27 protein-coding genes are annotated in these 24,875 nt (G+C 64.1%); 11 read left to right on the top strand and 16 right to left on the bottom strand.

The window, feature by feature from the left end:
- Positions 1–274 precede the first annotated feature (274 nt).
- The 3 genes from AC0L2J_RS30915 to AC0L2J_RS30925 all read left to right on the top strand — a co-directional run bounded on the left by AC0L2J_RS30915 (position 275) and on the right by AC0L2J_RS30925 (position 2,440).
- The gene (locus tag AC0L2J_RS30915; RefSeq protein ID WP_007604237.1) at positions 275–829 is read left to right on the top strand and encodes a fasciclin domain-containing protein; all 555 of its coding nucleotides are present in this window, start codon (positions 275–277) and stop codon (positions 827–829) included.
- Between the two features lie 183 nt (positions 830–1,012).
- Complete coding sequence (locus tag AC0L2J_RS30920; protein WP_007604239.1) at positions 1,013–1,642, top strand: cytochrome b/b6 domain-containing protein; 630 nt, start codon at positions 1,013–1,015, stop codon at positions 1,640–1,642.
- A gap of 15 nt (positions 1,643–1,657) precedes the next feature.
- A complete protein-coding gene (locus AC0L2J_RS30925) occupies positions 1,658–2,440 on the top strand; it encodes a molybdopterin-binding protein (RefSeq protein WP_007604241.1) in 783 nt (260 codons plus the stop codon).
- 132 nt (positions 2,441–2,572) lie between these two features.
- Here AC0L2J_RS30925 and AC0L2J_RS30930 read toward each other — a convergent pair whose 3' ends face one another.
- Complete coding sequence (locus tag AC0L2J_RS30930; protein ID WP_473395519.1) at positions 2,573–3,775, bottom strand: YbfB/YjiJ family MFS transporter; 1,203 nt, start codon at positions 3,773–3,775, stop codon at positions 2,573–2,575.
- 131 nt (positions 3,776–3,906) lie between these two features.
- On the opposite strand from AC0L2J_RS30930, the gene leuB reads away from it, so the two are divergent.
- Complete coding sequence (leuB, locus tag AC0L2J_RS30935) at positions 3,907–5,019, top strand: 3-isopropylmalate dehydrogenase (protein ID WP_473395520.1); 1,113 nt, start codon at positions 3,907–3,909, stop codon at positions 5,017–5,019.
- Between the two features lie 149 nt (positions 5,020–5,168).
- On the opposite strand, the gene AC0L2J_RS30940 is transcribed toward leuB, so the two are convergent.
- The gene (locus AC0L2J_RS30940) at positions 5,169–5,555 is read right to left on the bottom strand and encodes a hypothetical protein (protein ID WP_027514960.1); all 387 of its coding nucleotides are present in this window, start codon (positions 5,553–5,555) and stop codon (positions 5,169–5,171) included.
- 156 nt (positions 5,556–5,711) lie between these two features.
- Positions 5,712–6,512 carry a hypothetical protein gene (locus tag AC0L2J_RS30945; protein ID WP_473395521.1) on the bottom strand — a complete coding sequence of 267 codons (801 nt, stop codon included), beginning with the start codon at positions 6,510–6,512 and terminating at the stop codon, positions 5,712–5,714.
- Positions 6,513–6,628: 116 nt separating this feature from the next.
- On the opposite strand from AC0L2J_RS30945, the gene AC0L2J_RS30950 reads away from it, so the two are divergent.
- Positions 6,629–7,663, top strand: a complete 1,035-nt coding sequence (locus AC0L2J_RS30950) for an aspartate-semialdehyde dehydrogenase (protein WP_007604250.1) — start codon at positions 6,629–6,631, stop codon at positions 7,661–7,663.
- 126 nt (positions 7,664–7,789) lie between these two features.
- Here AC0L2J_RS30950 and AC0L2J_RS30955 read toward each other — a convergent pair whose 3' ends face one another.
- Positions 7,790–8,434, bottom strand: a complete 645-nt coding sequence (locus AC0L2J_RS30955) for a carbonic anhydrase (RefSeq protein WP_473395523.1) — start codon at positions 8,432–8,434, stop codon at positions 7,790–7,792.
- 110 nt (positions 8,435–8,544) lie between these two features.
- Between AC0L2J_RS30955 and AC0L2J_RS30960 the strand changes: the two genes are divergently transcribed.
- The gene (locus AC0L2J_RS30960; RefSeq protein WP_473395524.1) at positions 8,545–9,426 is read left to right on the top strand and encodes an HpcH/HpaI aldolase/citrate lyase family protein; all 882 of its coding nucleotides are present in this window, start codon (positions 8,545–8,547) and stop codon (positions 9,424–9,426) included.
- Between the two features lie 55 nt (positions 9,427–9,481).
- Here the strand turns inward: AC0L2J_RS30960 and AC0L2J_RS30965 are convergent, their stop codons facing one another.
- Entirely contained in the window at positions 9,482–10,453 is a 972-nt protein-coding gene (locus tag AC0L2J_RS30965) for a helix-turn-helix transcriptional regulator (protein WP_473395525.1), read from the bottom strand.
- A gap of 528 nt (positions 10,454–10,981) precedes the next feature.
- On the opposite strand from AC0L2J_RS30965, the gene AC0L2J_RS30970 reads away from it, so the two are divergent.
- Positions 10,982–12,658, top strand: coding sequence for a methyl-accepting chemotaxis protein (locus tag AC0L2J_RS30970; RefSeq protein ID WP_473395526.1), 1,677 nt, complete (start codon positions 10,982–10,984; stop codon positions 12,656–12,658).
- Positions 12,659–12,790: 132 nt separating this feature from the next.
- On the opposite strand, the gene AC0L2J_RS30975 is transcribed toward AC0L2J_RS30970, so the two are convergent.
- The 4 genes from AC0L2J_RS30975 to AC0L2J_RS30990 all read right to left on the bottom strand — a co-directional run bounded on the left by AC0L2J_RS30975 (position 12,791) and on the right by AC0L2J_RS30990 (position 15,456).
- Positions 12,791–13,210: a hypothetical protein gene (locus AC0L2J_RS30975; protein WP_473395527.1), complete on the bottom strand. Its 420-nt coding sequence runs from the start codon at positions 13,208–13,210 to the stop codon at positions 12,791–12,793.
- A 227-nt stretch (positions 13,211–13,437) separates the two neighbouring features.
- Entirely contained in the window at positions 13,438–14,223 is a 786-nt protein-coding gene (locus AC0L2J_RS30980) for a glycosyltransferase family 32 protein (RefSeq protein WP_473395529.1), read from the bottom strand.
- A 136-nt stretch (positions 14,224–14,359) separates the two neighbouring features.
- Positions 14,360–14,965: a 3-isopropylmalate dehydratase small subunit gene (gene leuD / locus AC0L2J_RS30985; protein ID WP_007604257.1), complete on the bottom strand. Its 606-nt coding sequence runs from the start codon at positions 14,963–14,965 to the stop codon at positions 14,360–14,362.
- Between the two features lie 89 nt (positions 14,966–15,054).
- On the bottom strand, positions 15,055–15,456 hold the full coding sequence (locus AC0L2J_RS30990) for a metallopeptidase family protein (RefSeq protein WP_007604258.1): 402 nt from the start codon (positions 15,454–15,456) through the stop codon (positions 15,055–15,057).
- 155 nt (positions 15,457–15,611) lie between these two features.
- On the opposite strand from AC0L2J_RS30990, the gene AC0L2J_RS30995 reads away from it, so the two are divergent.
- The 3 genes from AC0L2J_RS30995 to AC0L2J_RS31005 all read left to right on the top strand — a co-directional run bounded on the left by AC0L2J_RS30995 (position 15,612) and on the right by AC0L2J_RS31005 (position 16,920).
- Entirely contained in the window at positions 15,612–15,893 is a 282-nt protein-coding gene (locus AC0L2J_RS30995; RefSeq protein ID WP_035973483.1) for a hypothetical protein, read from the top strand.
- A gap of 57 nt (positions 15,894–15,950) precedes the next feature.
- Positions 15,951–16,208, top strand: coding sequence for a hypothetical protein (locus AC0L2J_RS31000; protein WP_473395531.1), 258 nt, complete (start codon positions 15,951–15,953; stop codon positions 16,206–16,208).
- Positions 16,209–16,362: 154 nt separating this feature from the next.
- Positions 16,363–16,920 (top strand): hypothetical protein, encoded by a 558-nt coding sequence (locus AC0L2J_RS31005; protein WP_473395532.1) that lies wholly within the window; start codon positions 16,363–16,365, stop codon positions 16,918–16,920.
- A gap of 110 nt (positions 16,921–17,030) precedes the next feature.
- On the opposite strand, the gene AC0L2J_RS31010 is transcribed toward AC0L2J_RS31005, so the two are convergent.
- From AC0L2J_RS31010 to ffh, 7 genes are all read right to left on the bottom strand, one after another.
- Positions 17,031–17,240: a hypothetical protein gene (locus tag AC0L2J_RS31010; RefSeq protein ID WP_007604263.1), complete on the bottom strand. Its 210-nt coding sequence runs from the start codon at positions 17,238–17,240 to the stop codon at positions 17,031–17,033.
- Positions 17,241–17,335: 95 nt separating this feature from the next.
- Positions 17,336–18,742 (bottom strand): 3-isopropylmalate dehydratase large subunit, encoded by a 1,407-nt coding sequence (gene leuC, locus AC0L2J_RS31015; protein WP_473248787.1) that lies wholly within the window; start codon positions 18,740–18,742, stop codon positions 17,336–17,338.
- A gap of 450 nt (positions 18,743–19,192) precedes the next feature.
- Positions 19,193–19,579 (bottom strand): 50S ribosomal protein L19, encoded by a 387-nt coding sequence (rplS, locus tag AC0L2J_RS31020; protein ID WP_007604265.1) that lies wholly within the window; start codon positions 19,577–19,579, stop codon positions 19,193–19,195.
- A 110-nt stretch (positions 19,580–19,689) separates the two neighbouring features.
- Positions 19,690–20,445, bottom strand: a complete 756-nt coding sequence (trmD, locus tag AC0L2J_RS31025; RefSeq protein ID WP_063992340.1) for a tRNA (guanosine(37)-N1)-methyltransferase TrmD — start codon at positions 20,443–20,445, stop codon at positions 19,690–19,692.
- 117 nt (positions 20,446–20,562) lie between these two features.
- On the bottom strand, positions 20,563–21,141 hold the full coding sequence (gene rimM, locus AC0L2J_RS31030) for a ribosome maturation factor RimM (RefSeq protein WP_063992341.1): 579 nt from the start codon (positions 21,139–21,141) through the stop codon (positions 20,563–20,565).
- A gap of 125 nt (positions 21,142–21,266) precedes the next feature.
- Positions 21,267–21,599, bottom strand: coding sequence for a 30S ribosomal protein S16 (rpsP, locus tag AC0L2J_RS31035; protein ID WP_007598827.1), 333 nt, complete (start codon positions 21,597–21,599; stop codon positions 21,267–21,269).
- A gap of 86 nt (positions 21,600–21,685) precedes the next feature.
- A complete protein-coding gene (gene ffh / locus AC0L2J_RS31040) occupies positions 21,686–23,233 on the bottom strand; it encodes a signal recognition particle protein (protein WP_063992342.1) in 1,548 nt (515 codons plus the stop codon).
- Positions 23,234–23,678: 445 nt separating this feature from the next.
- Between ffh and AC0L2J_RS31045 the strand changes: the two genes are divergently transcribed.
- Positions 23,679–24,743, top strand: a complete 1,065-nt coding sequence (locus AC0L2J_RS31045) for an MBL fold metallo-hydrolase (RefSeq protein ID WP_473395533.1) — start codon at positions 23,679–23,681, stop codon at positions 24,741–24,743.
- The last annotated feature ends 132 nt before the right edge of the window (positions 24,744–24,875 follow it).

Genomic DNA, 24,875 nt, shown 5'->3' on the forward strand with positions numbered 1-24,875 from the left:
GGATGGAGCGAAGCGTAATCCGGGACCAGTCCCTCCGTATGCAACAACCCGGATTACGCTTCGCTCCATCCGGGCTACAACGCCTCACCCCACGAACACACCCGCACTTAGTTTCACGCATCACAAAGAAGTTTTGTTCGAAACCGCTTCGCAAACCCTCCCGTAATTCGAGCCAACGACGTCGCTGCTGCTTTGCGCTCACAGGTCGCAGCCACCGTTGTTGCCCACTCGAACGCCGGCAATCGCCGGTCACAATCCAATCGGGAGACCCTCCATGTCGAAGCGCATTGCCTATCTCGCTGCCGCCGCGTTCAGCACCCTGGCCATCACCGCGACGGTTGTCGCGCCCGCCCGCGCCGAGGAAAAGACCGTCATGGTCGGCGGCGCCGCGATGTTCCCGTCCAAGAACATCGTCCAGAACGCCGTCAACTCGAAGGACCACACCACGCTGGTGGCGGCGGTGAAGGCGGCCGGCCTGGTGCCGACGCTGGAAGGCAAGGGCCCGTTCACGGTGTTCGCACCGACCAACGCCGCCTTCGGCAAGCTGCCGGCCGGCACCGTCGACACTCTGGTCAAGCCCGAGAACAAGGCGACGCTGACCAAGATCCTCACCTATCATGTCGTGCCCGGCAAGCTCGAGGCGTCCGACCTCACCGACGGCAAGAAGATGAAGACCGCCGAAGGCGAGGAGCTGACGGTGAAGAAGATGGACGGCAAGGTCTGGATCGTCGACGCCAAGGGCGGCACCTCGATGGTGACGATCTCCAACGTCAACCAGTCGAACGGTGTGATCCATGTGGTCGACACCGTGCTGATGCCGGCGACGTAATACCGCGCGGTCCGGCTTCATCCCCCGAACCGGATGCGACGAAATGGCGAGCCGGGGGTGCCCGGCTCGCTTTATTGTGAACATGATACCCCGCCGGTATCGATTCGATGCCGGGCAGGGCGTAACGAAAGCTGACGCATCGGCGTATAATTGCTGTCAGACGATGTTCAGGACGGAACCGCCATGTCGAGCCTCACTGTCACCGACGAGCAGGTCAGCGCCACCCCGGCCAAAGTGATCCAGCCGGCCTGGGTCCGGGTCATGCACTGGATCAACGCCCTCGCCATGATCCTGATGATCCTGTCGGGTTGGCAGATCTACAACGCCTCGCCGCTGTTCGGTTTCAGCTTTCCGCGCGACTACACGCTCGGCGGCTGGCTCGGCGGCGGCCTGCTCTGGCACTTTGCGGCGATGTGGCTGTTGATGATCAACGGCCTCGCCTATCTCGTCACCGGTTTTGCCACCGGCCGCTTCCGGAAAAAACTGCTGCCGATCACCCCGTCCGGCGTGCTCCACGATGTCAGGGCTGCCCTGACTTTCAAGCTCGGCCATGCCGACCTCACCGTCTACAATTACGTGCAGCGGACGCTCTATGCCGGCATCATCCTGATCGGCGTGATCATTGTGCTGTCGGGGCTGGGAATGTGGAAGCCGGTGCAGCTGCACTGGCTCGTGTCCCTGTTCGGCGACTATCCGACCGCGCGCTACATCCATTTCTTCTGCATGGCCGCGATCTGCGCCTTCCTCGTCATTCACGTTTTACTCGCGCTGCTGGTGCCGAAGAGCCTGCGCGCGATGATCATCGGCCGCTAGAGCGGAGAGAGAGTCATGGCGAAGCGCTCATTCCTGATCCCCGGCGTCGACAAGCGGCTGCTGATCAAGGATTCCATCAAGACGATGCCCGATGTCACCCGCCGCCGCTTCATCGCGGGCGGCGCCAGCTTAGGGGCGCTGACGCTCCTCACCGGCTGCGACGTGATCGACTCGTCCTCCGCCGAGGAGATGCTGAAATCCGTCTCGAAATTCAACGACGCCGTACAGGCCTTCATCTTCAATCCCGACGCGCTGGCGCCGACGTTTCCCGAGAGCGCGATCACAAAGCCGTTTCCGTTCAACGCCTATTACGATCTCGACGACGCGCCTGACGTCGACGGTGCCGACTGGAAGCTCGAGGTCCGCGGCCTCGTCGACAACAAGAAGTCTTGGACGCTTCCGGAATTGTACAAGCTGCCGCAGGTCACGCAGATCACCCGTCACATCTGCGTCGAGGGCTGGAGCGCGATCGGCAGCTGGACCGGCACGCCGATGCGCGACTTCCTCAAGCTGATCGGCGCCGACACGCGCGCCAAATACGTCTGGTTCCAGTGCGCCGACAAGGACGGCTACAATTCTCCGCTCGACATGCGCACCGCGCTGCATCCGCAGACCCAGATGACGTTCAAATACGCCGGCGAAATCCTGCCGCGCGCCTACGGCTTCCCGATGAAGATCCGCGTGCCGACCAAGCTCGGCTTCAAGAACCCGAAATACGTGGTGTCGATGGAAGTCACCAACGACTACAAGGGCGGTTATTGGGAAGACCAGGGGTACAATTCGTTCAGCGGGAGCTGATCGTCGCTCCGGCGAAGCTGCAGTAGGGTGGGTTAGCCCTGCAGATCCGCGAAGCGCATCTGCTCGGCGTAACCCACCTCTTTTGTTTCCGCGGCGAAAGAAGTGGTGGGTTACGCCTTCGGCTAACCCACCCTACTGCACCGGTCTTTTGGCCGGCCCCACCTTCCGCTGGCACAGCGCCGCAACCGCGCCCAGCGCCAGCAGCGCCGCCGACACGTTCAGCGCGTAACTCAAGCTCCCCAGCGCGTCCGTGATCGCGCCGACAACGATCGGGCCGAGCGTCTGGCCGACGCCGAACGAGATCGTCATCGCCGCGATCGCGGTCGGCCACACCTCGGGCGGATAGTTGAAGCGCACGAAGGCGGTGGTCGAGCCGACCACGGCGAAGAAGGCGACACCGAACACGATCGCGGAGACCGCGAGCCATGCCGGCGAATGCCCGAGCATTGGCACGGCGGCGCCGAGCGCGTTGGTGCCGAGGATGATGGCGGTGGCCAGCCCGCCGCGATCGAGCGCGAGCACGCGGCGCCAGGCCCACGGCGTGACGAAGGCGCTCAAGCCGATCAGGCTCCAGAACGCGGCCTGCGCCGCGGCCCCGCCGCCGCCGTCGCGCACATAGGCGATCATGAAGGTCATATAGGCGATGTAGCCGGCGCCGAAGAGGAAGTAGCCTGCGAGATAGATCAGCACGGGAAAAATCGCGAAGGCGCCGTGGCTGCCTTGCGAGAAACGCACGCCGCTCTCGATGCGGACCAGGAACAGCGGCACGGTCATGACGACGGACAGCAGGGTCATCGCCCACCACACGATCCACCACGAGCCCGGCCCGAAATATTGCAGCGTGAACGGGGCGATTAGCCCGGAGGAGAGAATGCCGATGCCGGGCCCGGCATAGAACAGGCTGAGCAGGAAATTGGCCCGCTCCGGGCGCGACTGCGCGATGGAAGCGGCCAGCGCGCCGCCGGCGACGAAGCCGGCCGCGGCGCCCACGCCCAGCACTAGACGGGCCAGGCTCAGCGCGACGAAATTCCCGGTCAGCGCGCAAGTCGCGAGCGCGGCGACGCAGGCCAGGGTTCCGCCGCGGATCGCGGCCGACCAGCCCACGCGCTGGATCAGCCGGGACGCCACAAGCGCGCCCGCGAGATAGCCGACGGCGTTGATGGTGTTCATGAAACCGGCCGCCGAGTAGGACCAGCCGAGGTCCTCCCGCATGTCGGGCAGCACCAGCGAATAGGCGAAGCGGCCGATCCCGAGCCCGACCGTCGCCGCGAGCGACAGGGTCAGGATCAACCGCGCGGGATGGGCATCGGGTGGAGGGCGGTCAGGTGCGTGCAAGGGGTACTCCGGCATGCGCAGTGTGGCAGGCCCTGCCCGCCTTGCACAGCCGCGAGGCGGCAATGGTGTCTTGCCAAGCACGCATCGCCGCTCTAGCACTCCGGCCGAAATCGACCTCAGAGGAAACGACCATGGCGACCCACAAACTGCTGCTGCTTCCCGGCGACGGTATCGGCCCCGAGGTGATGGGCGAGGTGAAGCGGCTGATCGACTGGCTCAATTCGGCCGGGATCGCCAAGTTCGAGACCGACACCGGCCTCGTCGGCGGTTCGGCCTATGACGCGCACAAGGTGTCGATCTCGGAAGGCGACATGGCCAAGGCCAAGGACGCCGACGCGATCATCTTCGGCGCGGTCGGCGGTCCCAAGTGGGACGCGGTGCCCTACGAGGTGCGCCCGGAAGCCGGCCTGCTGCGCCTGCGCAAGGATCTCGGTCTGTTCGCCAACCTCCGTCCCGCGGTGTGCTACCCGGCGCTGGCGGATGCCTCGAGCCTGAAGCGCGAGGCGGTCGAGGGCCTCGACATCATGATCGTGCGCGAGCTCACGGGCGGCGTCTATTTCGGCGAGCCCAAGACCATCACCGATCTCGGCAACGGCCAGAAGCGCGCCATCGATACCCAGGTCTACGACACCTATGAGATCGAGCGCATCGCCCGCGTCGCCTTCGAGCTTGCGAAGAAGCGCAAGAACAAGGTGACGTCGATGGAGAAGCGCAACGTCATGAAGTCGGGCGTTCTCTGGAACGAGGTCGTGACCCAGGTCCACAAGCGCGAATACCCCGACGTCACGCTCGAGCACCAGCTCGCCGATTCCGGCGGCATGATGCTGGTGAAGTGGCCGAAGCAGTTCGACGTCATCGTCACCGACAATCTGTTCGGCGATATGCTGTCCGACATCGCTGCGATGCTGACGGGATCGCTCGGCATGCTGCCCTCGGCATCACTCGGCGAGGTCGACGTCAAGAGCAAGAAGCGCAAGGCGTTGTACGAGCCCGTGCACGGCTCGGCGCCCGATATCGCAGGCCAGGGCCTCGCCAATCCGATCGCGATGATCTCGTCCTTCGGCATGGCGCTGCGTTACTCCTTCGACATGGGCGATCTCGCCGACAAGGTCGACGCCGCGATCGCCGCGGTGCTGGCCAGCGGCCTGCGCACCGCCGACATCAAGTCGGAAGGCACCACGCCCGCATCGACCACGCAGATGGGCGAAGCGATCTTGAAGGAATTGCAGAAGCTGCACGCCTAGAGTCGTAGCCCGGATGGAGCGAAGCGAAATCCGGGGTTCTTGCCACGCGTCGAAAATCCCGGATTGCGCTTCGCTCCATCCGGGCTACATCACAAACAAAAATGGCCGGGCGCGAGCCCGGCCATTTTGATTCGGTCGATTTGTCCGCCTCAGTACAGCGGGAAATTCTGCGGATAGCCGCCAACATCCTGCGGCGTGCTCAGCGGCTGGCGATCGATCGGGCGGTTGAGATTTTCGCGCGCGAAGGTCGGATAGCCCACCGCCGGCGGGAAGGCGTAGTCCGAGAACTTGCGGTCGCCGGGATTGACCTCGGTGCCGCCGTCGAGCCAGGAGCGCTTGCTCACATAGATGCGGGTGCGGCCCTGCTGATAGCTCGAATTGGGGCCGCTCGGGCCGTAATAGTGACGGCCGCTGTCATAGCGCTGCTTCTTGGTGTCGGCCGAGGCGGGTGTCGCGAAGGCTGAGGACATGGCAATCACGGCGCCGGCCGCAAGCCACATCGCCAGTTTGTTCGCGGCAGAGAAATTCGAGCTCATCACGTCCCCTTCAGGCGGCAAGCCGCCAATCAATTTCGCCCTCATACTAACCCGGCCGGGGCGGCTGCAACTAGGTCTATTGGGTCACACCAGCGCTGAATAATCGTGCGCGTCGGCAAAAGTTGCATGGATACAGCCACTTGAGCTTGATGCCGGTCAGAGCGCGCCGCGCAATTGCGCATTGGCCGCGCCGAGCAGCCAGTCCGACGCGCTTGGGAGCGCGCAGGGGCGGCGCTTCAGCTCCGCATGGGCGAACAATTCGGCCAGCTTCGGCTCGTTGCCCGAGGTCAGCAGCGTCAGCCGGTTCAGCGTGCAGGCGATCGCCGCGCGCCGGGCGGGCAGGCTGTCGCCCTGGCAGGAGAAGCCGGAGATCTGGAGTGCCGGCTCCTCGCTGCGCTTGAGGTAGCCGAGGCAGGCCCGCGCGCCCTCCGCGGTGCCGGTCGGCCGGAACAGGGCGACGGGGCCGAATTTCGTGTCGATCAGGCCGGCCTGCTCCAAGGGGGTCGCGGTGCCCAGTCCCATCCGGACGGCCAGATCCATTGCTGCCGGACGCGCCACGTCGAATTCGCCGCCTTCCCGGTAGATCTCGAGCTCCGCCATGAGTTCGGCCATGGGCTTGTCCGCCTCGCCCGCCCAGCGCATCACGTCCCTGCGGCCGCCTTCGGGGTGCCTGAGGATGGTGTAAGAGGCTGTTCTTTCTGACGAATCGAGCCGGCTGAGGGCGAAGGCCGGAGGCGAGCGGTCGGCCACGCTCCAACCCGGCTTCAGCACCGGCTCATCGTCGCTCAAGTTTGGCAGCTGGCCGAGTGCCGCAAGGCCGAGGATGGCAAACAGCACCAAAATCCCCACATAGGCGAACAGGCGCGCCAGCGTGCCGACGACCTCGTCGGCGAAGGCTGCAAGCGCCAGATGGATCTGGGTGGGGTTTGCGGCCGTGCTGGCCTCGGGCGACTGCATCCACGTCCCTAAGGCATGGTCCAACGTTGTCTTGAGGCCGGTTCTCGCATAGAAGCGCTGCTCTTCCTGTTTAAGCCTCAGCTTCAGGAAAGAGCTTTTTCGTCGGAGAGTGAACGATGGGTTACAAAGTCGCAGTCGTCGGCGCGACCGGCAATGTCGGACGGGAAATGCTCAACATTCTCGATGAGCGCAAATTCCCCGCGGACGAGGTGGTGGCCCTGGCCTCACGCCGCAGCATGGGCGTCGAGGTCTCCTACGGCGACCGCACGCTGAAGGTCAAAGCGCTCGAGCATTACGATTTCTCCGACGTCGACATCTGCCTGATGTCGGCGGGCGGCGAGGTGTCGAAGGAATGGTCGCCGAAGATCGGCGCCGCCGGCACCGTCGTGATCGACAATTCCTCGGCCTGGCGCATGGATCCGGACGTGCCGTTGATCGTGCCGGAAGTGAATGCGGACGCGACCGCGGGCTTCAAGAAGAAGAACATCATCGCCAATCCGAACTGCTCGACCGCGCAGCTCGTGGTCGCGCTCAAGCCGCTGCACGACAAGGCGACGATCAAGCGCGTCGTGGTCTCGACCTATCAATCGGTGTCGGGCGCCGGCAAGGATGCGATGGACGAACTGTTCTCGCAGACCAAGGCCGTGTACACCAACCAGGAGCTGGTCAATAAGAAGTTTCCCGCGCGCATCGCCTTCAACGTCATCCCCCAGATCGACGTTTTCATGGAGGACGGCTACACCAAGGAAGAGTGGAAGATGATGGCGGAGACCAAGAAGATTCTTGATCCCAAGATCAAGCTCTCCGCGACCTGCGTGCGCGTGCCTGTTTTCGTCGGCCATTCCGAGGCCGTCAACATCGAGTTCGAGAACCCGATCAGCGCGGACGAAGCGCGCGACATCCTGCGCAAGGCGCCGGGCTGCCTCGTCATCGACAAGCATGAGCCCGGCGGTTACGCCACCCCGTATGAAGCCGCCGGTGAGGACGCTACCTATATCAGCCGCATCCGTGAGGACGCGACGGTGGAGAACGGCCTCGTGCTGTGGTGCGTGTCGGACAATCTACGCAAGGGCGCCGCGCTCAACGCGATCCAGATCGCGGAAGTTTTGATCAACCGCAAGCTGATCAGCGCGAAGAAGAAGGCGGCGTAACTCCGCTGCCGTAGGGTGGGCAAAGGCGCGGAGCGCCGTGCCCACCATCTCTCCACGATCGCGATAGAAGCGGTGGGCACGCTACGCTTTGCCCACCCTACGAATTCAAGCCGAGCCGAGGCAGGCTTACGCCACGCTTCGCGCGTTCCTGAATTCCTTCGCGGCCTTGTCCAGCACGAACAGCGATCCCTCCGCGACGCCGAAATATGCGCCGTGGGTCTGCATCTGGCCGGAATCGACCGCCTTCTGCACGAAGGGGAAGGTCATCAGGTTTTCCAGGCTGCGGAACACCGCGGCCTTCTCGATCCGCTCGACGAATTGCGCCATGGTCTCGTGGTCGCGCTGCTCGACCACCTCGCCCGGCTTGATGAACATCTGCATCCATTTGCCGATGAAGTCGCCCGGCGTGAGCGGCTCGATCTTGTCGACGAAGGCGCGGATGCCGCCGCACTGGGCGTGCCCGAGCACCACGATGTGCTTCACCTTCAGCACCGTCACGGCATATTCCAGCGCCGCCGAGACGCCATGCGCGTTGCCGTCGGGCTGATACACCGGCACCAGATTGGCGATGTTGCGGACCACGAAAAGTTCGCCCGGCCCGACGTCGAAGATCACTTCGGGCGAGACGCGGCTATCGCAGCAGCCGATCACCATCACTTCGGGGAACTGCCCCTTCACCGACAGCTCGCGGTAGCGGGTCTGCTCGGTCGGCAGCCGCTGGGTGGCGAAGGCCTTGTAGCCTTCCAGCAAATGCTCTGGGAATGTGTTCATGGCCTATGCCTAATCATATACCGCTGGGGCGAACAAGCCTTTCGAATAGGCAGGCCAAGTGCTATCGGCTTCGGTCGGAAGTAAGACGAGGAAACGGAAGGAACGCTTGCATGACCCGCCCGCGCCGCAGCCATCTGTTCATGCCCGGCTCCAACCCCCGCGCGCTGGAAAAGGCGCGTAATCTCGCAGCCGACGGCCTGATCCTCGATCTTGAAGACTCGGTCGCGCCCGATGCCAAGGCGGTGGCGCGCGACGGCATCGCCGCCGCGATCACGGCCAAAGGGTTCGGCAAGCGCGAGATTCTGATCCGGACCAACGGCCTCGACACGCCCTGGTGGGCCGACGACGTCGCGATGGCGGCGAAGGCCTCGCCCGACGGAATCCTGGTTCCAAAGGTTTCAAGCGTCGAGGACCTCGAAACGATCGGCCGCCGCCTCGCCGAGCTCGGCGCGGCGCCGCCCGTAAAAGTCTGGGCCATGATCGAGCCCGCACGCGCTGTGCTGCATGCCGAAGAGCTGGCGGCCGCGGGGCGCGATCCAGCGCGGCGCCTGTCAGGCTTCGTGTTCGGCCCGAACGACATCTCGCGCGAGACGCGCATCAAGATGCTGCCGGGCCGCGCCGCGATGATCCCGATGATCACCCATTGCATCCTGGCGACGCGTGCCCATGGCCTCGAAATTCTCGACGGCCCCTACAGCGACATCGCCAATTCCGACGGTTTCGCCACCGAATGCGCGCAGGCCCGCGATCTCGGTTTCGACGGCAAGACGCTGATCCATCCCTCGCAGATCGAAGCCTGCAACGCGATCTTCACCCCGCCCGAAGAGGAAGTCGCGCGCGCCCGAAAGATCATCGCGGCGTTCGAACTGCCGGAGAACGTCTCGCGCGGCGCGATCCGTCTCGACGGCGCCATGGTGGAGCGCCTGCACGCCGACATGGCGCGGCGCACGATCGAGATCGCGGACGCGATTGCGGCGATGGGCAGGGGCTGAGGACTCGCCGCTTTCGACGGCGCTTTGCTGCGAATTCAGGAATTGCGTCGTCGCGTCACTGCCTCCGTCTCGCATTCTTCAAGGTTTCGGATGGCAGCTCGCCGACCGCTCGCCGATATTCCGATGCAAAGCGCCCAAGATTTTGGAAGCCACATTTGAACGCGACGGCAACGACGCTGGTCTGCTCATCGGGATGTCGCAAGAGTTCCGTCGCGCGCTGAAGCCTGATGCGCCGCGCGCACTGGCCCGGAGATCCCCGCCCCGTCACGGAGAATTCCCGATAAATCGTCCGCACACTGACGTTGGCGATTGCGGCAATCTTCTCCAGGTCGATTGGTTTGTCCCAATGAGCCTCGATGTAGGATTCGACGATGTCGATGACGGACCGGTTGGCGCCCGGCGCCGGGCCCTGAAGCCGATCGGTGAAATTGTGCCGGTGCGCCAGAAGGATCCGCACCATCAACGCCCGCTCAAGTTCGCCGATGGCTATGGGCGAGTAATCCTGTCCGAACCTGTCCAACTCCTCCGCGAATCTGAAGACGTCCTGACGAACATAAGTCATCACCGCCGGATCAGCTTCGCCAGGGACGAAGCGCAGCTCCATGTCGCTATCATCGCCCAGGATTGTCTTCAGCAACCGCTCGAGTGCGCCGGCATCGATCCTCAGCACCAATTGGCGATAGCCGGGCGCAAACTCCAGATCCAGCCTGGCGTCTCCGGAGATGATCGGACTAAAGGCGCCAATGGACTCGCTGCTCCCATTGGTCCTGAAGCTCGCAGCCCCCTGGATGGAAAACATCTGGCGGAGAACTTGCGATTCGGGAAAGGAGAGCGACGCCGCGCCGTCGTAGCTGCAGAACGCGAGGCCGGTCGATTGCAAACGAGCGAAATTGGCCTGGATACCGAACTCGCGGCCGTGCCTGTCGAAGCGGTCGGCGCCATATTCGGCGAACAGGCGGTCGCGCGCGAACTCGCTATCGCAGGATTGAAGCAAAGGATATCGGTCGAGATAAGAGACGCCGCCCAAATCAGAATCCTCAAAGGCTCAAACTACTGGATCGCCATTCCGGCGCTACCAATTGGAAATTGCATGGCATGACGCCGCGGGAGTGGTTGACACTAGCCGGAGCGTGAACCTGCATGCGAAGTTGTGCCGCTGCGACAAAATGTCTGGACACCCGACGCAAATGTCTGAACGTTTTTCTTGTGCTCATGGATCACCGTAAGCCGGGGTGAGAGCGAATAATGCCGGCCGCTTTGCCGAATACCGATAACGATCTCGGGCCGGCGTTCGCAGTTCAGGGCCACTGGCCTCTCTGAGGCGTCCGCAAAGCTCGATGCGACTCTGCCCGGCCGGTCGAGCTGGCAGAATCCGGCCACCGTGTCTTCGATCGGACAAATACTCTGATAATTCGATTCGTTTATCTGCTTCATGCGCAGGGTCGCGTATCGGACGAACAGCTGGTCCCTACGAAATCCCGAGCAAGACCATGAATGCTTAAACCGTTTGGAAGCACATGCGCTGCCGACGAAGCATCAATTTCGGAGCGATGAAATGTTCGGTCGTAAATCCCGCATCGATGCACAATCTCAGATTGAAGCAATCGGCCGTTCGCAGGCCATGATCGAATTCAATCTTGACGGGACCATCATCACGGCTAACAAGAATTTTCTCGACGCCCTCGGCTATCGGCTCGATGAAATCCAGGGCAAACATCATTCCATGTTCGTTCCCGCCGACCAGCGCGACGGCGCCGAGTACAAGGCGTTCTGGGGCGCGTTGAACCGCGGCGAGTATCAGGCGCGCGAGTTCAAGCGAATCGCGAAAGGCGGCCGCGAGGTCTGGATCGAAGCGTCCTACAATCCGGTGCTCGACGGCAACGGCAAGACGGTGATGGTTGCCAAGATTGCGACCGACATCACCGCGAAGAAGATCCGCAGCATGGCGGACGCGTCGAAGATCGCCGCCATCAGCCGTGCGCAGGCCGTGATCGAGTTCAAGCTCGATGGCACCATCGTCACGGCGAACGAGAATTTCTGCAAGGCGCTCGGCTATTCGTTCGCCGAGATCGAGGGCAAGCATCACCGCCTGTTCGTACCCCAGAGCGAGCACGACGGCTCGGCCTATCGCGAACTCTGGGCCAAGCTCAACCGCGGCGAATACCAGTCCGGCGAATACAAGCGGATCGGCAAGGGGGGGCGCGAGGTCTGGATCCTCGCCTCCTACAATCCATTGCTCGACGAGAACGGCAAGCCGTTCGGCGTCGTCAAGTTCGCCACCGACGTCACCGCCGAGAAGCTAAAGACCGCCGATCTCGCCGGTCAGATCGCGGCGATCGACAAGGCGCAGGCGGTGATCGAGTTCAACATGGACGGCACGATCATCACCGCCAACGCCAACTTCCTCGGCGCGCTCGGCTATTCGCTGGCGGAGATCAAAGGCAAGCACCACAGCATGTTCGTCGAGCCCTCGGAGCGCGATGGCAATGGCTATCGCGAGTTCTGGGCGGCGCTCAACCGCGGTCAGTACCAGGCGGCCGAATACAAGCGCATCGGCAAGGGCGGCAAGGAGGTCTACATCCAGGCCTCCTATAACCCGATCATGGATCTCAACGGCAAGCCGTTCAAGGTCGTGAAATATGCGACCGACGTCACGAAGCAGGTGCTGGTCCGCATGGGCAACGAGCGCGTCCGCGGCATGATGGAATCGGTCGCCGCGGGTTCGGAGGAATTGAATGCCTCGGTGCGGGAGATCTCCGAGGCCATGACCAAGTCCCGCCAAACTGCCAGCAGTGCGGTCGATCAGGTCGCCGCCGCCGACGCCCAGGCCCAGCGCCTCACGGAAGCGGCGCTGGCGATGAGCGGGATCGTCGAGCTCATCAACAACATCACCGGGCAGATCAATCTCCTGGCGCTCAACGCCACCATCGAATCCGCCCGCGCCGGCGAAGCCGGTCGGGGCTTCGCGGTGGTGGCCTCGGAGGTCAAGAGCCTCGCTAACCAGGCCAAGCAGGCGACCGACAAGATCGGTGCCGAGATCGGTAGCCTCAACGGCATCTCGGGAGACGTCGTCACCGCCCTGGCTTCGATCAAGACGGCCATCAACAACGTCAGCGAATATGTGACGTCGACGGCCGCGGCAATCGAAGAGCAAAGCACTGTGACCAACGAGATGTCGACCAGCATGCAGCGCGCCGCAGCGGAAGCTGCCGCGATGGCCGCTAGTGCTTGATCTTCGCGCGAACCGCGTTGACGGTCTGCTACGGGATTTGCAAGGCCGGCCGTCGAACGCGAGTAGGAACGGCTGGTGTCCGAGGAGAGCGGCCGCTATCCGTTCGTCCGCTGTCGCAGAAATCCGCTCCCGTTAGCGACGCGCGTGATCCGCGCGATCGAGCGACTCCAGCGTCGAGGCATTCGCGCAGAAGCCGTGGTAGTTCTCCGCGGCGGTGCCGTCGGCCAGCTCGCGATCGCACTGGCCCTTGTGGCTGCAAAGAGCGCACACCCGCTCCATGTCGCGCAGCAGCAGCGGATGCGCGCGGCCGAGCCCTTCGGCGCTGATGCCGAGCTGCTCCAGCATCTTCGGCAGCTCGTCGGCGGAGTGCTTGCCGTGGCGGACCAGCTCTTCCAGATCGTCAGGCGCGATCCGCAGATCTTGCGCGATCCGATCGAAATCAGCCCGGTCGAGCTGCCGGATCTCGTTCAGCTCGCGGCGATGCTTCAGCCAGCTTGCAAAGGACTCGATGAGGTCCTGGACAATGGGATAAGGCCTGCTTGCGGTGCTCATGCGAAGCTCCATTCGAATAGCGGAATTGTAGCGAGATTAGGCACAATGGTGCAGGTGCGCGTTGCGCTGGATCAAATTGGAATCCGGTGTCCCGGACGCGCCGCAGCGTGAAACGCTGCTGCGCAGAGCCGGGACCCATCTCGCCTCATGCTGGGCCCCGGCTCAGCAACGCACCGCTTCGCGCTGCGCTGCGTGCGGGGCACGAGTGCGCCGCACAGCGGAGAAAATTACGCGAACCGCTCCGCCGCCCACGCATACAGGCTGCCCGGGATCGGTTTCTCGCCGCCACGGCCCTTGGGCGAGATGTGCAGGCCGATGATCTCGCGGTCGGTGACGAAGCCGAGATAGCTCGAGGGATCGAAGAACAGTTTTGGCTCGGCATGCACGGCGTAGAACGATTGCTTCGGCAAGGCGCAGTGCAGCTCGCCGGTTCGGCGCGCGAGCGCGGTGAGTGCCGCCGGCCCGAAGATCGCGACGCGGATGTCGGAGAGGCGGTTCGAGCCGCCGCGCAGGCGGCGCATCGCGAACGTGACGCGATGGCGCAGCGACAGCCAGTTCGGCGTCAGCTCCTCCTGCTCCATCAGCTCTTCGAAGGCGGCAACGATGCCATGCCCGGGCGGAAGGTAAATCACGGAGTTGCCGAGCTGGCGCGGCCGCTCCCACGCGAAATAGGGCTTTGCCGGATCGATCTCGACGGGTTTGAGCAGCAGCACGTCGGCGTCGAGCCACAGGCCGAGGCTCTTCGCCATCAGCTTCATGCGGAAGAAGTCGCTGAACTGAAGCGTGGTCCAGTCGCGCCAGCTGCCGTCCGGCTGCGGCGGCCGCAATCGTTCCGAGAACGCATGCGGCAGGATCGCCTCGGCGTCCGCGTTGCCGACGCCGGCGGGCAGGCCCGGAATGGTGTCGAAACTGTAGACCGTGACCTTGTGGCCGGCAGCCAGCTGCGAGCGCAGACAGGTCTGGCGCAGGGCGTCCATCGGGCCGTGCCAGAAGGTGACGACGTCAGGCAGCATGCGCGGAGCTTAGAGCATGATCCGGAAAAGTGTGCAGCGGTTTTCCGACAAGATCATGCTCGAGAGATATGGGATAATCAGGACAAAGAAAAAGCCCCGGCGCTTGTAGCACCGGGGCTCGAATAAAAACTTGAGATCAGGCCCAGGCACGTTCGCGCTTGAGCTTCTCCTCATAGGTGTCGATCGAGGCCTTCTTCTCCATGGTCAGGCCGATGTCGTCGAGGCCGTTGATCAGGCAGTGCTTGCGGAACGGGTCGATCTCGAACTTGACCTTGCCGCCGTCGGGACCGCGAATCTCCTGGTTCGGCAGGTCGATCGTCAGCGTCGCGTTGGCGCCGCGCTCGGCGTCGTCGAACAGCTTGTCGAGGTCTTCCTGGGCCACGCGGATCGGCAGGATGCCGTTCTTGAAGCAGTTGTTGTAGAAGATGTCGCCGAACGAGGTCGAGATCACGCAGCGGATGCCGAAGTCGAGCAGCGCCCAGGGCGCGTGCTCGCGGCTCGAGCCGCAGCCGAAATTGTCGCCGGCGACCAGCACCTTCGCATTGCGATAGGCCGGCTGGTTGAGGACGAAATCAGGATTCTCGCTGCCGTCGTCCTTGTAGCGCTGCTCGGAGAAGAGCCCCTTGCCAAGACCGGTGCGCTTGATGGTCTTGAGGTACTGCTTCGGAATGATCATGTCGGTGTCGACATTGATGATCTTCAGCGGCGCCGCGACGCCTTCCAGCGTGGTGAACTTGTCCATGGTTGCGCTTTCCCGGGGTGGTCTAGGGAACCGGTATTTATCGCGATCGGGGCGGAAATCCTAGGCCGAATTCGGCAGATCTCGTCTGCCTAACCGGGCTCTTGAGCCTCGATCGCGCCCATATCGTCGTCCGAGAGGCCAAAATGATGGCCGATCTCGTGGATCAGGACGTGGCGGACGATATGGCCGAGGCTTTCGTCGTGCTCGGCCCAGTAATCCAGGATCGGCCGGCGGTAGAGCCAGACCATGTTGGGCAGCCGCGCCACGTCGCCAAAACTCTGCTGCGGCAGGCCGACGCCCTGGAACAGGCCGAGCAGGTCGAACTCGCTCTCGCATTCCATTTCGTCCAGGACTTCCTCGGTGGGGAAGTCGTCGACGCGGATGATCACGCCCTCGCAAAGCCTACGAAACTCCGCCGGCAGGCGTTCGAACACTTCATGTGCCATCGCTTCCATCTCGGCCAGCGAGGGCGCTTTCAATTCCGTCCACATGGGCTTCTCATAGCGTGGGTTTCGCGGCGATGCATCCGGCTTTATAAGCGCGGCGAGGTTGACGGGCGCCGTCAAAACGGGGAGCGTAGGGCCTCGAAGTGGACGTTCAAATGGGCGGGAAAATGCGAGCGAAAACAGCGCTGACGCTACTGTGCATGGGGTTGTTTTCGCAGTTTTGCGTTGGCGCGGAGGCCCAGACCGCGGCTCCCGGGATCAGGCTGGCCCAGGCGGCCTCGCGAGACGATCTGCCGCCGCCGCGCAAGCGGCCGCCGGCGCGCCTGCGCGTCACGCCCTATTACAGTCCGGATGGCGTCTATCCCCGCTACAACCCCGGTCCCGACGCGGTCCGCGAGTGCAACGCCACCTATGTGCAGGAATATCGTCCGAGCGGCACGGTGATCGTGCCGCATATGAGCTGCTACTGGCGCCGAGGCTGATACGAGCGCGATGCCGTCGCGCTCCGATGAAGTGCCGTGTTGCAGGCGGAGGTCGTCATGACAAAATGGTTCGCATTGGCGGTTGCCGTCGGGCTTGCCGCAGGCCTGCCTCACGCGTCCGCTGCGCACAGGGTGACGAAGCTGCCCGATGCGTCGGCCGGGCGCGCGGTGTTCGACGGGCGCCGACATGTGCGGTCCGACGTCGTGCGATACGCCCCGCGTCCTGATCCGCATTACTATGCGCGGCCTGTCTACTACCGTCCTTACCCTTACGGCGTGCCTGCACCGTTCGTGCTTGGCTTCGGACCGTGGTGATGACGTCGCGGCGCGAGGCCGGCACGTTGTTCATTCATGAGGCATTCACGTCGCTGTCCCTAATTTAATCTTGGGAGCGGCCGTCAATGAACAGCGCTGACGCGCGACGCGAACGAGCGTCGCAACTCTGCTGTCCAGATTCAGGGAGAAGTCCATGCTGAGAATATTGGGTCTCAGGGCAAGCCCGATGCGCTTGCTCGGGATCGCGGCCGCCGCGACGCTGATGCTGTCGGCCGGAACGACGCGTCCTGCTGAAGCGATGACTCCAGTCAATCCGACCGCGTTGCCTGCGGCGAAGGCCGCAAGTGACGACATGATCCAGGTTCGCCACGGCGGCGGTGGCGGCGGTGGGCATGGTGGCGGCGGCTTCCATGGCGGCGGCGGTTTCCACGGTGGCGGCGGCTTCCACGGTGGCGGAGGACATATCGGCGGCTTCCGCGGCGGTGGTTTCCACGCTGGCGGCTTCCGCGCCGCGCCCGCCTTTCATGGCGGCGGCTATCGCTACGGCGGAATTCATCACTACGGCGGCTATCACCGCTATGGCGGCTATCGCCCCGCCTATTACGGCCATCGCCATTTCCACCGGCGCTACTATGGCGGCTATTATCCCTATTACAGCCATCCGCGCCGCTGCCGGGTCATCTGGACCTACTACGGCCCGCGCCGCGTCTGCCGCTGGCATCGCTGGCACCATCCGTACCGCTATTGGTGATGTGAGTTGTGTCGTCATGCCCGGGCTTGTCTCGGGCATCCACGATCTTTCTGTGCAAGTCGAAGAACGTGGATGGCCGGGACGAGCCCGGCCATGACGGAGAACGTCGGTTAAAGCCAGTCCTTCAGTTTCCACGTCGCCGACGTCCATCGCGTCAGGTTCTCGATCTTCCACTGCTTGAACATCGCCGGCGGCCAGCGGCTGAGCTTCGAGGTCTCCTCGACCTCGGGCTTGGCGACCATGCGCAGCGGCGCGGCGCGCCGCCGATGCTGGGGCGTCGCCGCGCTGATCAGATCGACATATTCAGGCTTGCTGGCCATGAGCTCGTGTCCTCGCGAAACCCTCGCGAGGACGCAGTGTCGGCGCTGCCGATTAACGGCGGTTTGCCGCGATCGCTCAAATTAAAGCGAGCGGCTTACCGCCACTCCCTGATGTCGACGAAGTGACCCGCGATCGCCGCGGCTGCGGCCATCGCTGGCGACACCAGATGGGTGCGGCCCTTGAAGCCCTGACGGCCCTCGAAATTGCGGTTCGAGGTCGAGGCGCAACGCTCTTCCGGAGCCAGCTTGTCGGGGTTCATCGCGAGGCACATTGAGCAACCGGGCTCGCGCCATTCGAAGCCGGCCTTGATGAAGATCTTGTCCAGACCTTCAGCCTCGGCCTGCTCCTTCACGAGGCCGGAGCCCGGCACGACCATGGCGTTGACGCCGCCTGCGACCTGCTTGCCTTCCGCGATCTTGGCGGCGGCGCGCAGATCCTCGATCCGGCCGTTGGTGCAGGAGCCGATGAAGATGCGGTCGAGCTTGATGTCGGTGATCTTCGTCCCCGCGGTCAGGCCCATGTACTTCAAGGCACGGTGCTTGGAGAGACGCTTGGCCTCGTCCGCGATCGTGTCGGGATCGGGTACGCTGCCGGTGACCGAGATGACGTCCTCAGGCGAAGTGCCCCAGGTCACGATCGGCGGCAGCTTCGCTGCATCGAGCCGCAGCTCGTGGTCGAAATGCGCGCCTTCGTCCGAGCGCAACTTCTCCCAGTAACGCATCGCCGCGTCCCAATCCGCGCCCTTCGGCGCCTTCGGACGATCGCGCAGGAAGTCGAACGCCTTCTGGTCCGGCGCGACCAGGCCGGCGCGCGCGCCACCTTCGATCGACATGTTGCAGACCGTCATGCGGCCTTCCATGCTGAGCGCGCGGATCGCGTCGCCGGCGTATTCGAGCACGTAGCCGGTGCCGCCAGCGGTGCCGATCTCGCCGATGATGGCGAGGATGATGTCCTTGCCCGTCACGCCGTCAGGCAATTTGCCGTCGACGGTGACGCGCATGTTCTTCGCCTTCTTCTGGATCAGCGTCTGCGTCGCCAGCACATGTTCGACTTCCGACGTGCCGATGCCGTGCGCGAGCGCGCCGAACGCACCATGCGTCGAGGTGTGGCTGTCACCGCAGACGATGGTGGTGCCGGGCAACGTAAAGCCCTGCTCGGGGCCGATGACGTGGACGACGCCCTGGCGCTTGTCGAACTCGTCGTAATATTCGATGCCGAATTCCCTGGCGTTGTCGGCCAGTGCCTTGATCTGCTCGATGCTTTCAGGGTCGGGGTTCGGCTTGGTGCGATCGGTGGTCGGCACGTTGTGATCGACGACGGCCAGCGTCTTCTCCGGCGCGTGGACCTTGCGGCCCGTGGCGCGCAGGCCTTCGAACGCCTGCGGTGAGGTGACCTCGTGCACCAGATGGCGATCAATATAGAGCAGGCAGGTGCCGTCCTCGGCTTCGTGCACCAGATGGTCGTTCCAGATCTTGTCGTACAATGTGGTCGGCTTGGACATGAGCGTCAGCTCCAGGAATGGTGTGTAGAGCGGGTTGCGCGGCTGGCGCGCGGGGCAACAAAATCGTCAGCGCAGCTTTTAGGCTGCGCGCGTAAGCTCTGACGTTGCCGAGGTCGCGAAGCGTCCGAAGAACCGGCCGGGCAGCCGCGAACGATCGTCGATGACGACGCGCTTGACGGGCGAGAGGCTGGTCAAATCTGGAAACATTCCAAGAATATATAGCAGGCCGAACCGGAATCGCGAGGGCTTTCAAGGCTCGCGCAAGACATGCCCCTCACCCTGAGGAGCGCGCCTCAGCGCGCGTCTCGAAGGGCGAGGCCACAGGCGGGCCTGCATCCTTCGAGACGCGCGTTCCGCGCTCCTCAGGATGAGGGTCGAGACATGCGAACAGCCAACAAAAAAGCGCGGGGTTTGGCCCCGCGCTCTCGATAACTCGCCTGTAAGCGGAGCTTACTCGTTGACGGCAGCAGCCGGGCGGTCCTGCTTCTTCTCGACGATGCGGGCCGACTTGCCGCGAAGGTTGCGGAGATAATAGAGCTTGGCGCGACGCACCTTGCCGCGGCGCACCACCTTGATCGAGTCGATCATCGGCGACATCACCGGGAACACGCGCTCCACGCCTTCGCCGTACGAAATCTTGCGCACCGTGAAGCTCTCGTTGAGACCGCCGCCGGAACGGCCGATGCAAACGCCTTCATAGGCCTGCACGCGGGTGCGGTCGCCTTCGACGACCTTCACGTTGACGATCACGGTATCGCCGGGACCGAATTCCGGAATCTCCTTGCTGGCGGAGAGCTTGTCGAATTGCTCTTTTTCGAGCTGTTGGATCAGGTTCATGGGTAAATCTCCATCGGCGCGCCCAGCCTTGGAAAACGGGGGCTGCGCGAAATTCGTTTATCCAGCCATTGCGGATGTGGCCGCTGCTATAAGGCAAGCCGGAGCGTTTGTCACCCGTCTGTCTTGTTTTTTGGCGTTTTTTGGCGTCCGGCCCGATTCGGGACTTTGCTCGGGATCTGGGCCCACAAATCCGGTCGCCGGGCCGCCGTCAGGGCCTCGGATTCGGCGCGCCGCCAGCTGGCGACCTTGGCATGGTCGCCGGAGGTCAGGATCTCCGGGATCGGTGCCCCCTCGAACAGCTGCGGGCGGGTGTATTGGGGGTATTCGAGCAGGCCGTCCGAAAAGCTTTCCTCGGTTCCCGAGGCTTCCTTGCCCATGACGCCGGGCAGCAGCCGAACACAGGCGTCGATCAGGGCCAGGGCCGCGATTTCGCCGCCGGAGAGCACGTAATCCCCGATCGAGACCTCCTCCAGGCCCCGCCCGTCGATCACGCGCTGGTCCACCCCCTCGAACCGCCCGCAGACGATCAGGGGACCCGGGCCCTTGGCGAGTTCGACAACCCGGGCCTGGGTCAATGGCCGACCCCTCGGGCTCATCAGCAGTTTCGGCCGGTCCGGGCCGATCCCGGCGGAATCGATGGCGGCCGCCAGAACATCGGCCCGAAGCACCATGCCCGGCCCACCGCCGGCCGGGGTGTCGTCGACGCTGCGGTGGCGGTCGGTGGCCGAGGTCCGGATGTCCCGCGCCTCAAGCTCCCAGAGCCCGCCAGCCAACGCCCGGCCGGCCAGGCTCACGCCCAGCGGCCCCGGAAACATCTCCGGAAACAGCGTCAGCACCGTCGCGCGCCAGGGTGAGGGGTTGGTCATCGGATCTCAGTTATTGTCGTCCCGGACAAGCGGAGCGCAGATCCGGGACCCATAACCACCGCACTTTGTTTTGCGACGGCTGGAGCGATCAGCTTAGCTAAAAATTCTGGCCGGTGGTTATGGGTCCCGGCCCCCCGTGCGCAAGTTGCGCACTAGGCCGGGACGACTCGGGGAGGAATCCTCCTCCGTTTCCTCTGCCTCGATCTCCTCGGGCAGCGCGATCACGACGCGGCCGCCCGTGAGATCGACCTCCGGCACCACCGCGTCCGTGAACGGCAGCAGCATCGTGGTGCCCTGGGGCGGCGCGATCTCGATGATGTCGCCGGCGCCGAAATTGTGGATCGCGAGCACGCGGCCGAGCGCATCGCCCGCCGTGGTGACGGCTGCGAGCCCGATCAGATCGGTGTGGTAATATTCGCCCTCGTCCGTCGCGGGCAGCTTTTCGCGCGCGACGTAGAGCTCGATGCCGTTGAGGCGCTCGGCCTCATCGCGGGTCGTGACGCCCTTGAACGTCGCAACCAGATGATCCTTGGCCGCGCGCGCCGTTGCGACCTCGAACTGGCGCTTGCCGTCCTTGGACGAGAGCAGGCCGTAGCTCCGCACAGCAAAGGGATCTTCGGTGAAGGTCCACAGTTTGACCGCGCCGCGCACACCATGCGCGGCGCCGATCCGCGCGACGCAGACGAGCTGAGACATCAGCTGGCCTCGTCCTTCGAGACGCCGCTTCGCGGCTCCTCAGGATGAGGAGATAGACCCTTATGCTGAGGAGCACGGCACAGACCGTGCGTCTCGAAGCATGAAGGCCCGGCCATCGAAGCGCCTTAACCCTTCGCGGCGGCTTCGGCCTGCGCCTTGCGCTCCTTGCGCGGCACGGCCTTTTCCGGGTTGTTGCGCACTTCGCGCTTCTTGACGCCGGCGGCGTCGAGGAAGCGGGACACGCGGTCCGACGGCTGCGCGCCCTTGGCGAGCCAGGCCTTCACCTTGTCCATGTCGAGCTTCAGTCGGGTCTCGTTGTCCTTCGGCAGCAGCGGGTTGAAATAGCCGAGACGCTCGATGAAGCGGCCATCGCGGGGAAAGCGCGAATCGGCGACGACGACGTGATAGACGGGGCGCTTCTTGGTGCCTGCACGGGCGAGACGGATAACGACGGACATCTAAGTTCTCCTTCAAAGTACGTTTTGTTCGGTTGATTGGTATTCCGCGTTGCGCGAGACCGTTGCGATCTCCCGCGACGAATTCCTCATTTCTTCTTGCCGGGGAAACCGCCGAGGCCCGGCAGCATCGGCTTGCCGCTCAGTCCGGTCAGGCCGGGAACGTTCGGCAGACCCTGGCGTAGCCCGGCAGGTAGATCCTTCGGCAGGTTGGGCAGACCTTGTCCGCCGCCACCCTGCATCTTCTCCTGCAGCGCCTTCATCTCTTCCGGCGACGGCGGCTTCATGCCACCGCCAAAGCCCATCGCCTGCGCGATGCCGGCGAGCGGACCGCGCTTGCCGGAGCCCATGGCCTTCATCATGTCGGCCATGTTCCGGTGCATCTTGAGCAGCTTGTTGACCTGCTCGACGCTCTGGCCGGAACCCGCGGCGATGCGCTTCTTGCGGCTGGCCTTGAGCAGATCGGGATGACGGCGCTCGTCGCGCGTCATGGAATCGATCACCGCGACCTGACGCTTCAAGATCTTGTCGTCGATGCCGGCGGCCGCGATCTGGTTCTTCATCTTGGCGATGCCGGGCATCATGCCCATCAGCCCGCTGATGCCGCCCATGTTGGCCATCTGCGACAGCTGCTCGCGCATGTCGTTGAGGTCGAACTGACCCTTGCGCATCCGCTCGGCGGTGCGCGCGGCCTTTTCGGCGTCGATGTTGGCGGCCGCGCGTTCGACCAGCGAGACCACGTCGCCCATGCCGAGGATGCGGCCGGCGATACGATCAGGATGGAAATCCTCCAGCGCGTCGGTCTTTTCGCCGGTGCCGAGCAGCTTGATCGGCTTGCCGGTGACCGCGCGCATCGACAGCGCCGCACCGCCGCGGCCGTCGCCGTCGACTCGTGTCAGCACGATTCCGGTGAGGCCGACGCGCTCGTCGAAGGCGCGGGCGAGATTGACGGCGTCCTGGCCGGTGAGGCTGTCTGCGACCAGCAGCACTTCATGCGGATTGGCGGCGGCTTTGATGGCCGCCGCTTCCGCCATCATCTCCTCGTCGAGCGTGGTGCGGCCGGCGGTGTCGAGCAGCACGACGTCGTAGCCGCCGAGCTTGCCGGCCTCCAGCGCGCGTTTCGCGATTTGGGCCGGCTGCTGGCCGGTGACGATCGGCAGTGTCGGAATGTCGAGGTCGCGGCCCAGGACGGCCAGCTGCTCCATCGCCGCGGGACGGTAGATGTCGAGCGAGGCCATCAGCACCTTGCGCTTGTCGCGCTGGACCATGCGACGGGCAAGCTTTGCGGTGGTGGTGGTTTTGCCGGAGCCTTGCAGGCCGACCATCATGATCGGCACCGGCGGCACGGAATTGATGTCGATGGTCTGGCTTTCGGCGCCGAGCGTGTTGATCAGCTCGTCATGGACGATCTTGACCACCATCTGGCCTGGCGTCACCGACTTGACGACGGTGGCGCCGATGGCCTGCTCGCGGACCCGCTCGGTGAAGCTGCGCACCACCTCTAACGCGACGTCGGCTTCCAGCAGTGCGCGGCGCACCTCGCGCATCGCGGCGTCGACGTCCTTTTCGGTCAGCGCACCGCGCCCCGTCAGACGATCGAGAATGCCGCCAAGCCGTTCCGACAGATTGTCGAACAATGCCGTTGTCCCTTGTCCTGCCTAAGCAGGGTTGCCGTATTCACCGTCGTCATGCCCCGGCTTGACCGGGGCATCCAGTACGCCGCGGCGCGTCGGCTCAAGCCGAGCTGCCTCTGGAATACTGGATCCCCCGCCTTCGCGGGGGATGACAACTTCGCGAAGCGATCTTCCAAACACCTTTACGCCCGAGGGCGCATCGCGCTGTCGGGCGTTGGCCTCTGGCCTCTGGGGCCAGTGGGCGGGTCGAAAAGAAAGCCTTTCCGAGAAAGTGGCCGGGTTAAACGCCGCTGCCGCCCGAAAGTCAAGAAAAGTTAGGGTGGCCGGGGCCGCTTTGGAAGGCAAAGCCTTGAAAAGATGAACTTTCCGGCGGCGGGTTCCTTTTCCGCAGACCCCGCCCATATAGCGGTGATGCCTTACCGTCCCGACCATCCCTGAAGCCAGATCCGTGCCGATCACCCGCCGCCGCCTGTTCGGACTGCTCGCCGGTGCCGGCGCATTGGTCGGCGTGCCCTCCCTTTGGATGTCCCGCATGAAAACCTATGACGGCCCGGTCTCCGACCATTTCGACGGCCTGAACTTCTTCGATCCGGACGGCGTGCCGCCTAAATCGCTTCGTGAGGTCCTGCGCTGGCAATTCGGCGGCAAGCGGCAGCGCGCGAGCTGGCCGGATTGGGTGCCGAGTCCCCATGCCGACACCCCGCCGGACCGCGTCGACGGCGACAAGGTGCGGCTCTCTTTCGTCGGCCACGCCAGCTGGCTGGTCCAGACCGGCGGCCTCAACATTCTCGTCGATCCCGTCTGGTCGATGCGGGTCTCGCCCGTCAGCTTTGCCGGGCCGAAGCGGCACAACGATCCCGGCATTGTGTTCGACAAGCTGCCGAAGATCGATGTCGTGCTGGTCTCGCACGGCCATTACGATCATCTCGACATGGCGACGCTGTCGCGGCTCGCCAAGAATTTTGCGCCGCGTGTGGTGACCCCGCTCGGCAATGACGTCACGATGCGCAGCACCGATGCGACGATCAAGGTGGAAGCCTTCGACTGGCACGATCGCGTCGAGCTCGGCGGCGGTATTGCCGTGACGCTGGTGCCGACCCGGCATTGGTCGGCGCGCGGTATGTTCGATCGCAACAAGGCGCTGTGGGCGAGTTTCGTGCTGGAGACGCCTGCGGGGAAAATCTACGTCGTCTGCGATTCCGGCTATGGCGATGGCAGGCATTTCCGCCGCGTCGCCGAGAAGCACGGGCCGTTACGCCTGGCGATCCTCCCGATCGGCGCCTACGAGCCGCGCTGGTTCATGCGCGATCAGCACATGAACCCGGAAGACGCGGTGAAGGCGCTGGCGGATTGCGGCGCGCAGGCCGCACTCGGGCATCACCACGGCACGTTTCAGCTGACGGATGAGGCAATCGATGCGCCAGCGAAGGCGCTGGTCGAGGCACTCGATGCCGCGAAGGTTCCGCAGCAAAGATTTGTGGCGATGAAGCCCGGGCAGGTGGTGGAGATCTGACTCCATCCAGCAAACAACTCGTCGTCCTGGACAAGCGAGCGGAGTGAGCGCTGATCCAGGACCCATATGTGGACGGCCCCCGTGGCACAAGAGCTTAGTGAGGTTTGATCGGATCGCTTGCATCCATATGTC

The organism is Bradyrhizobium sp. MV1.5 (assembly GCF_055807615.1).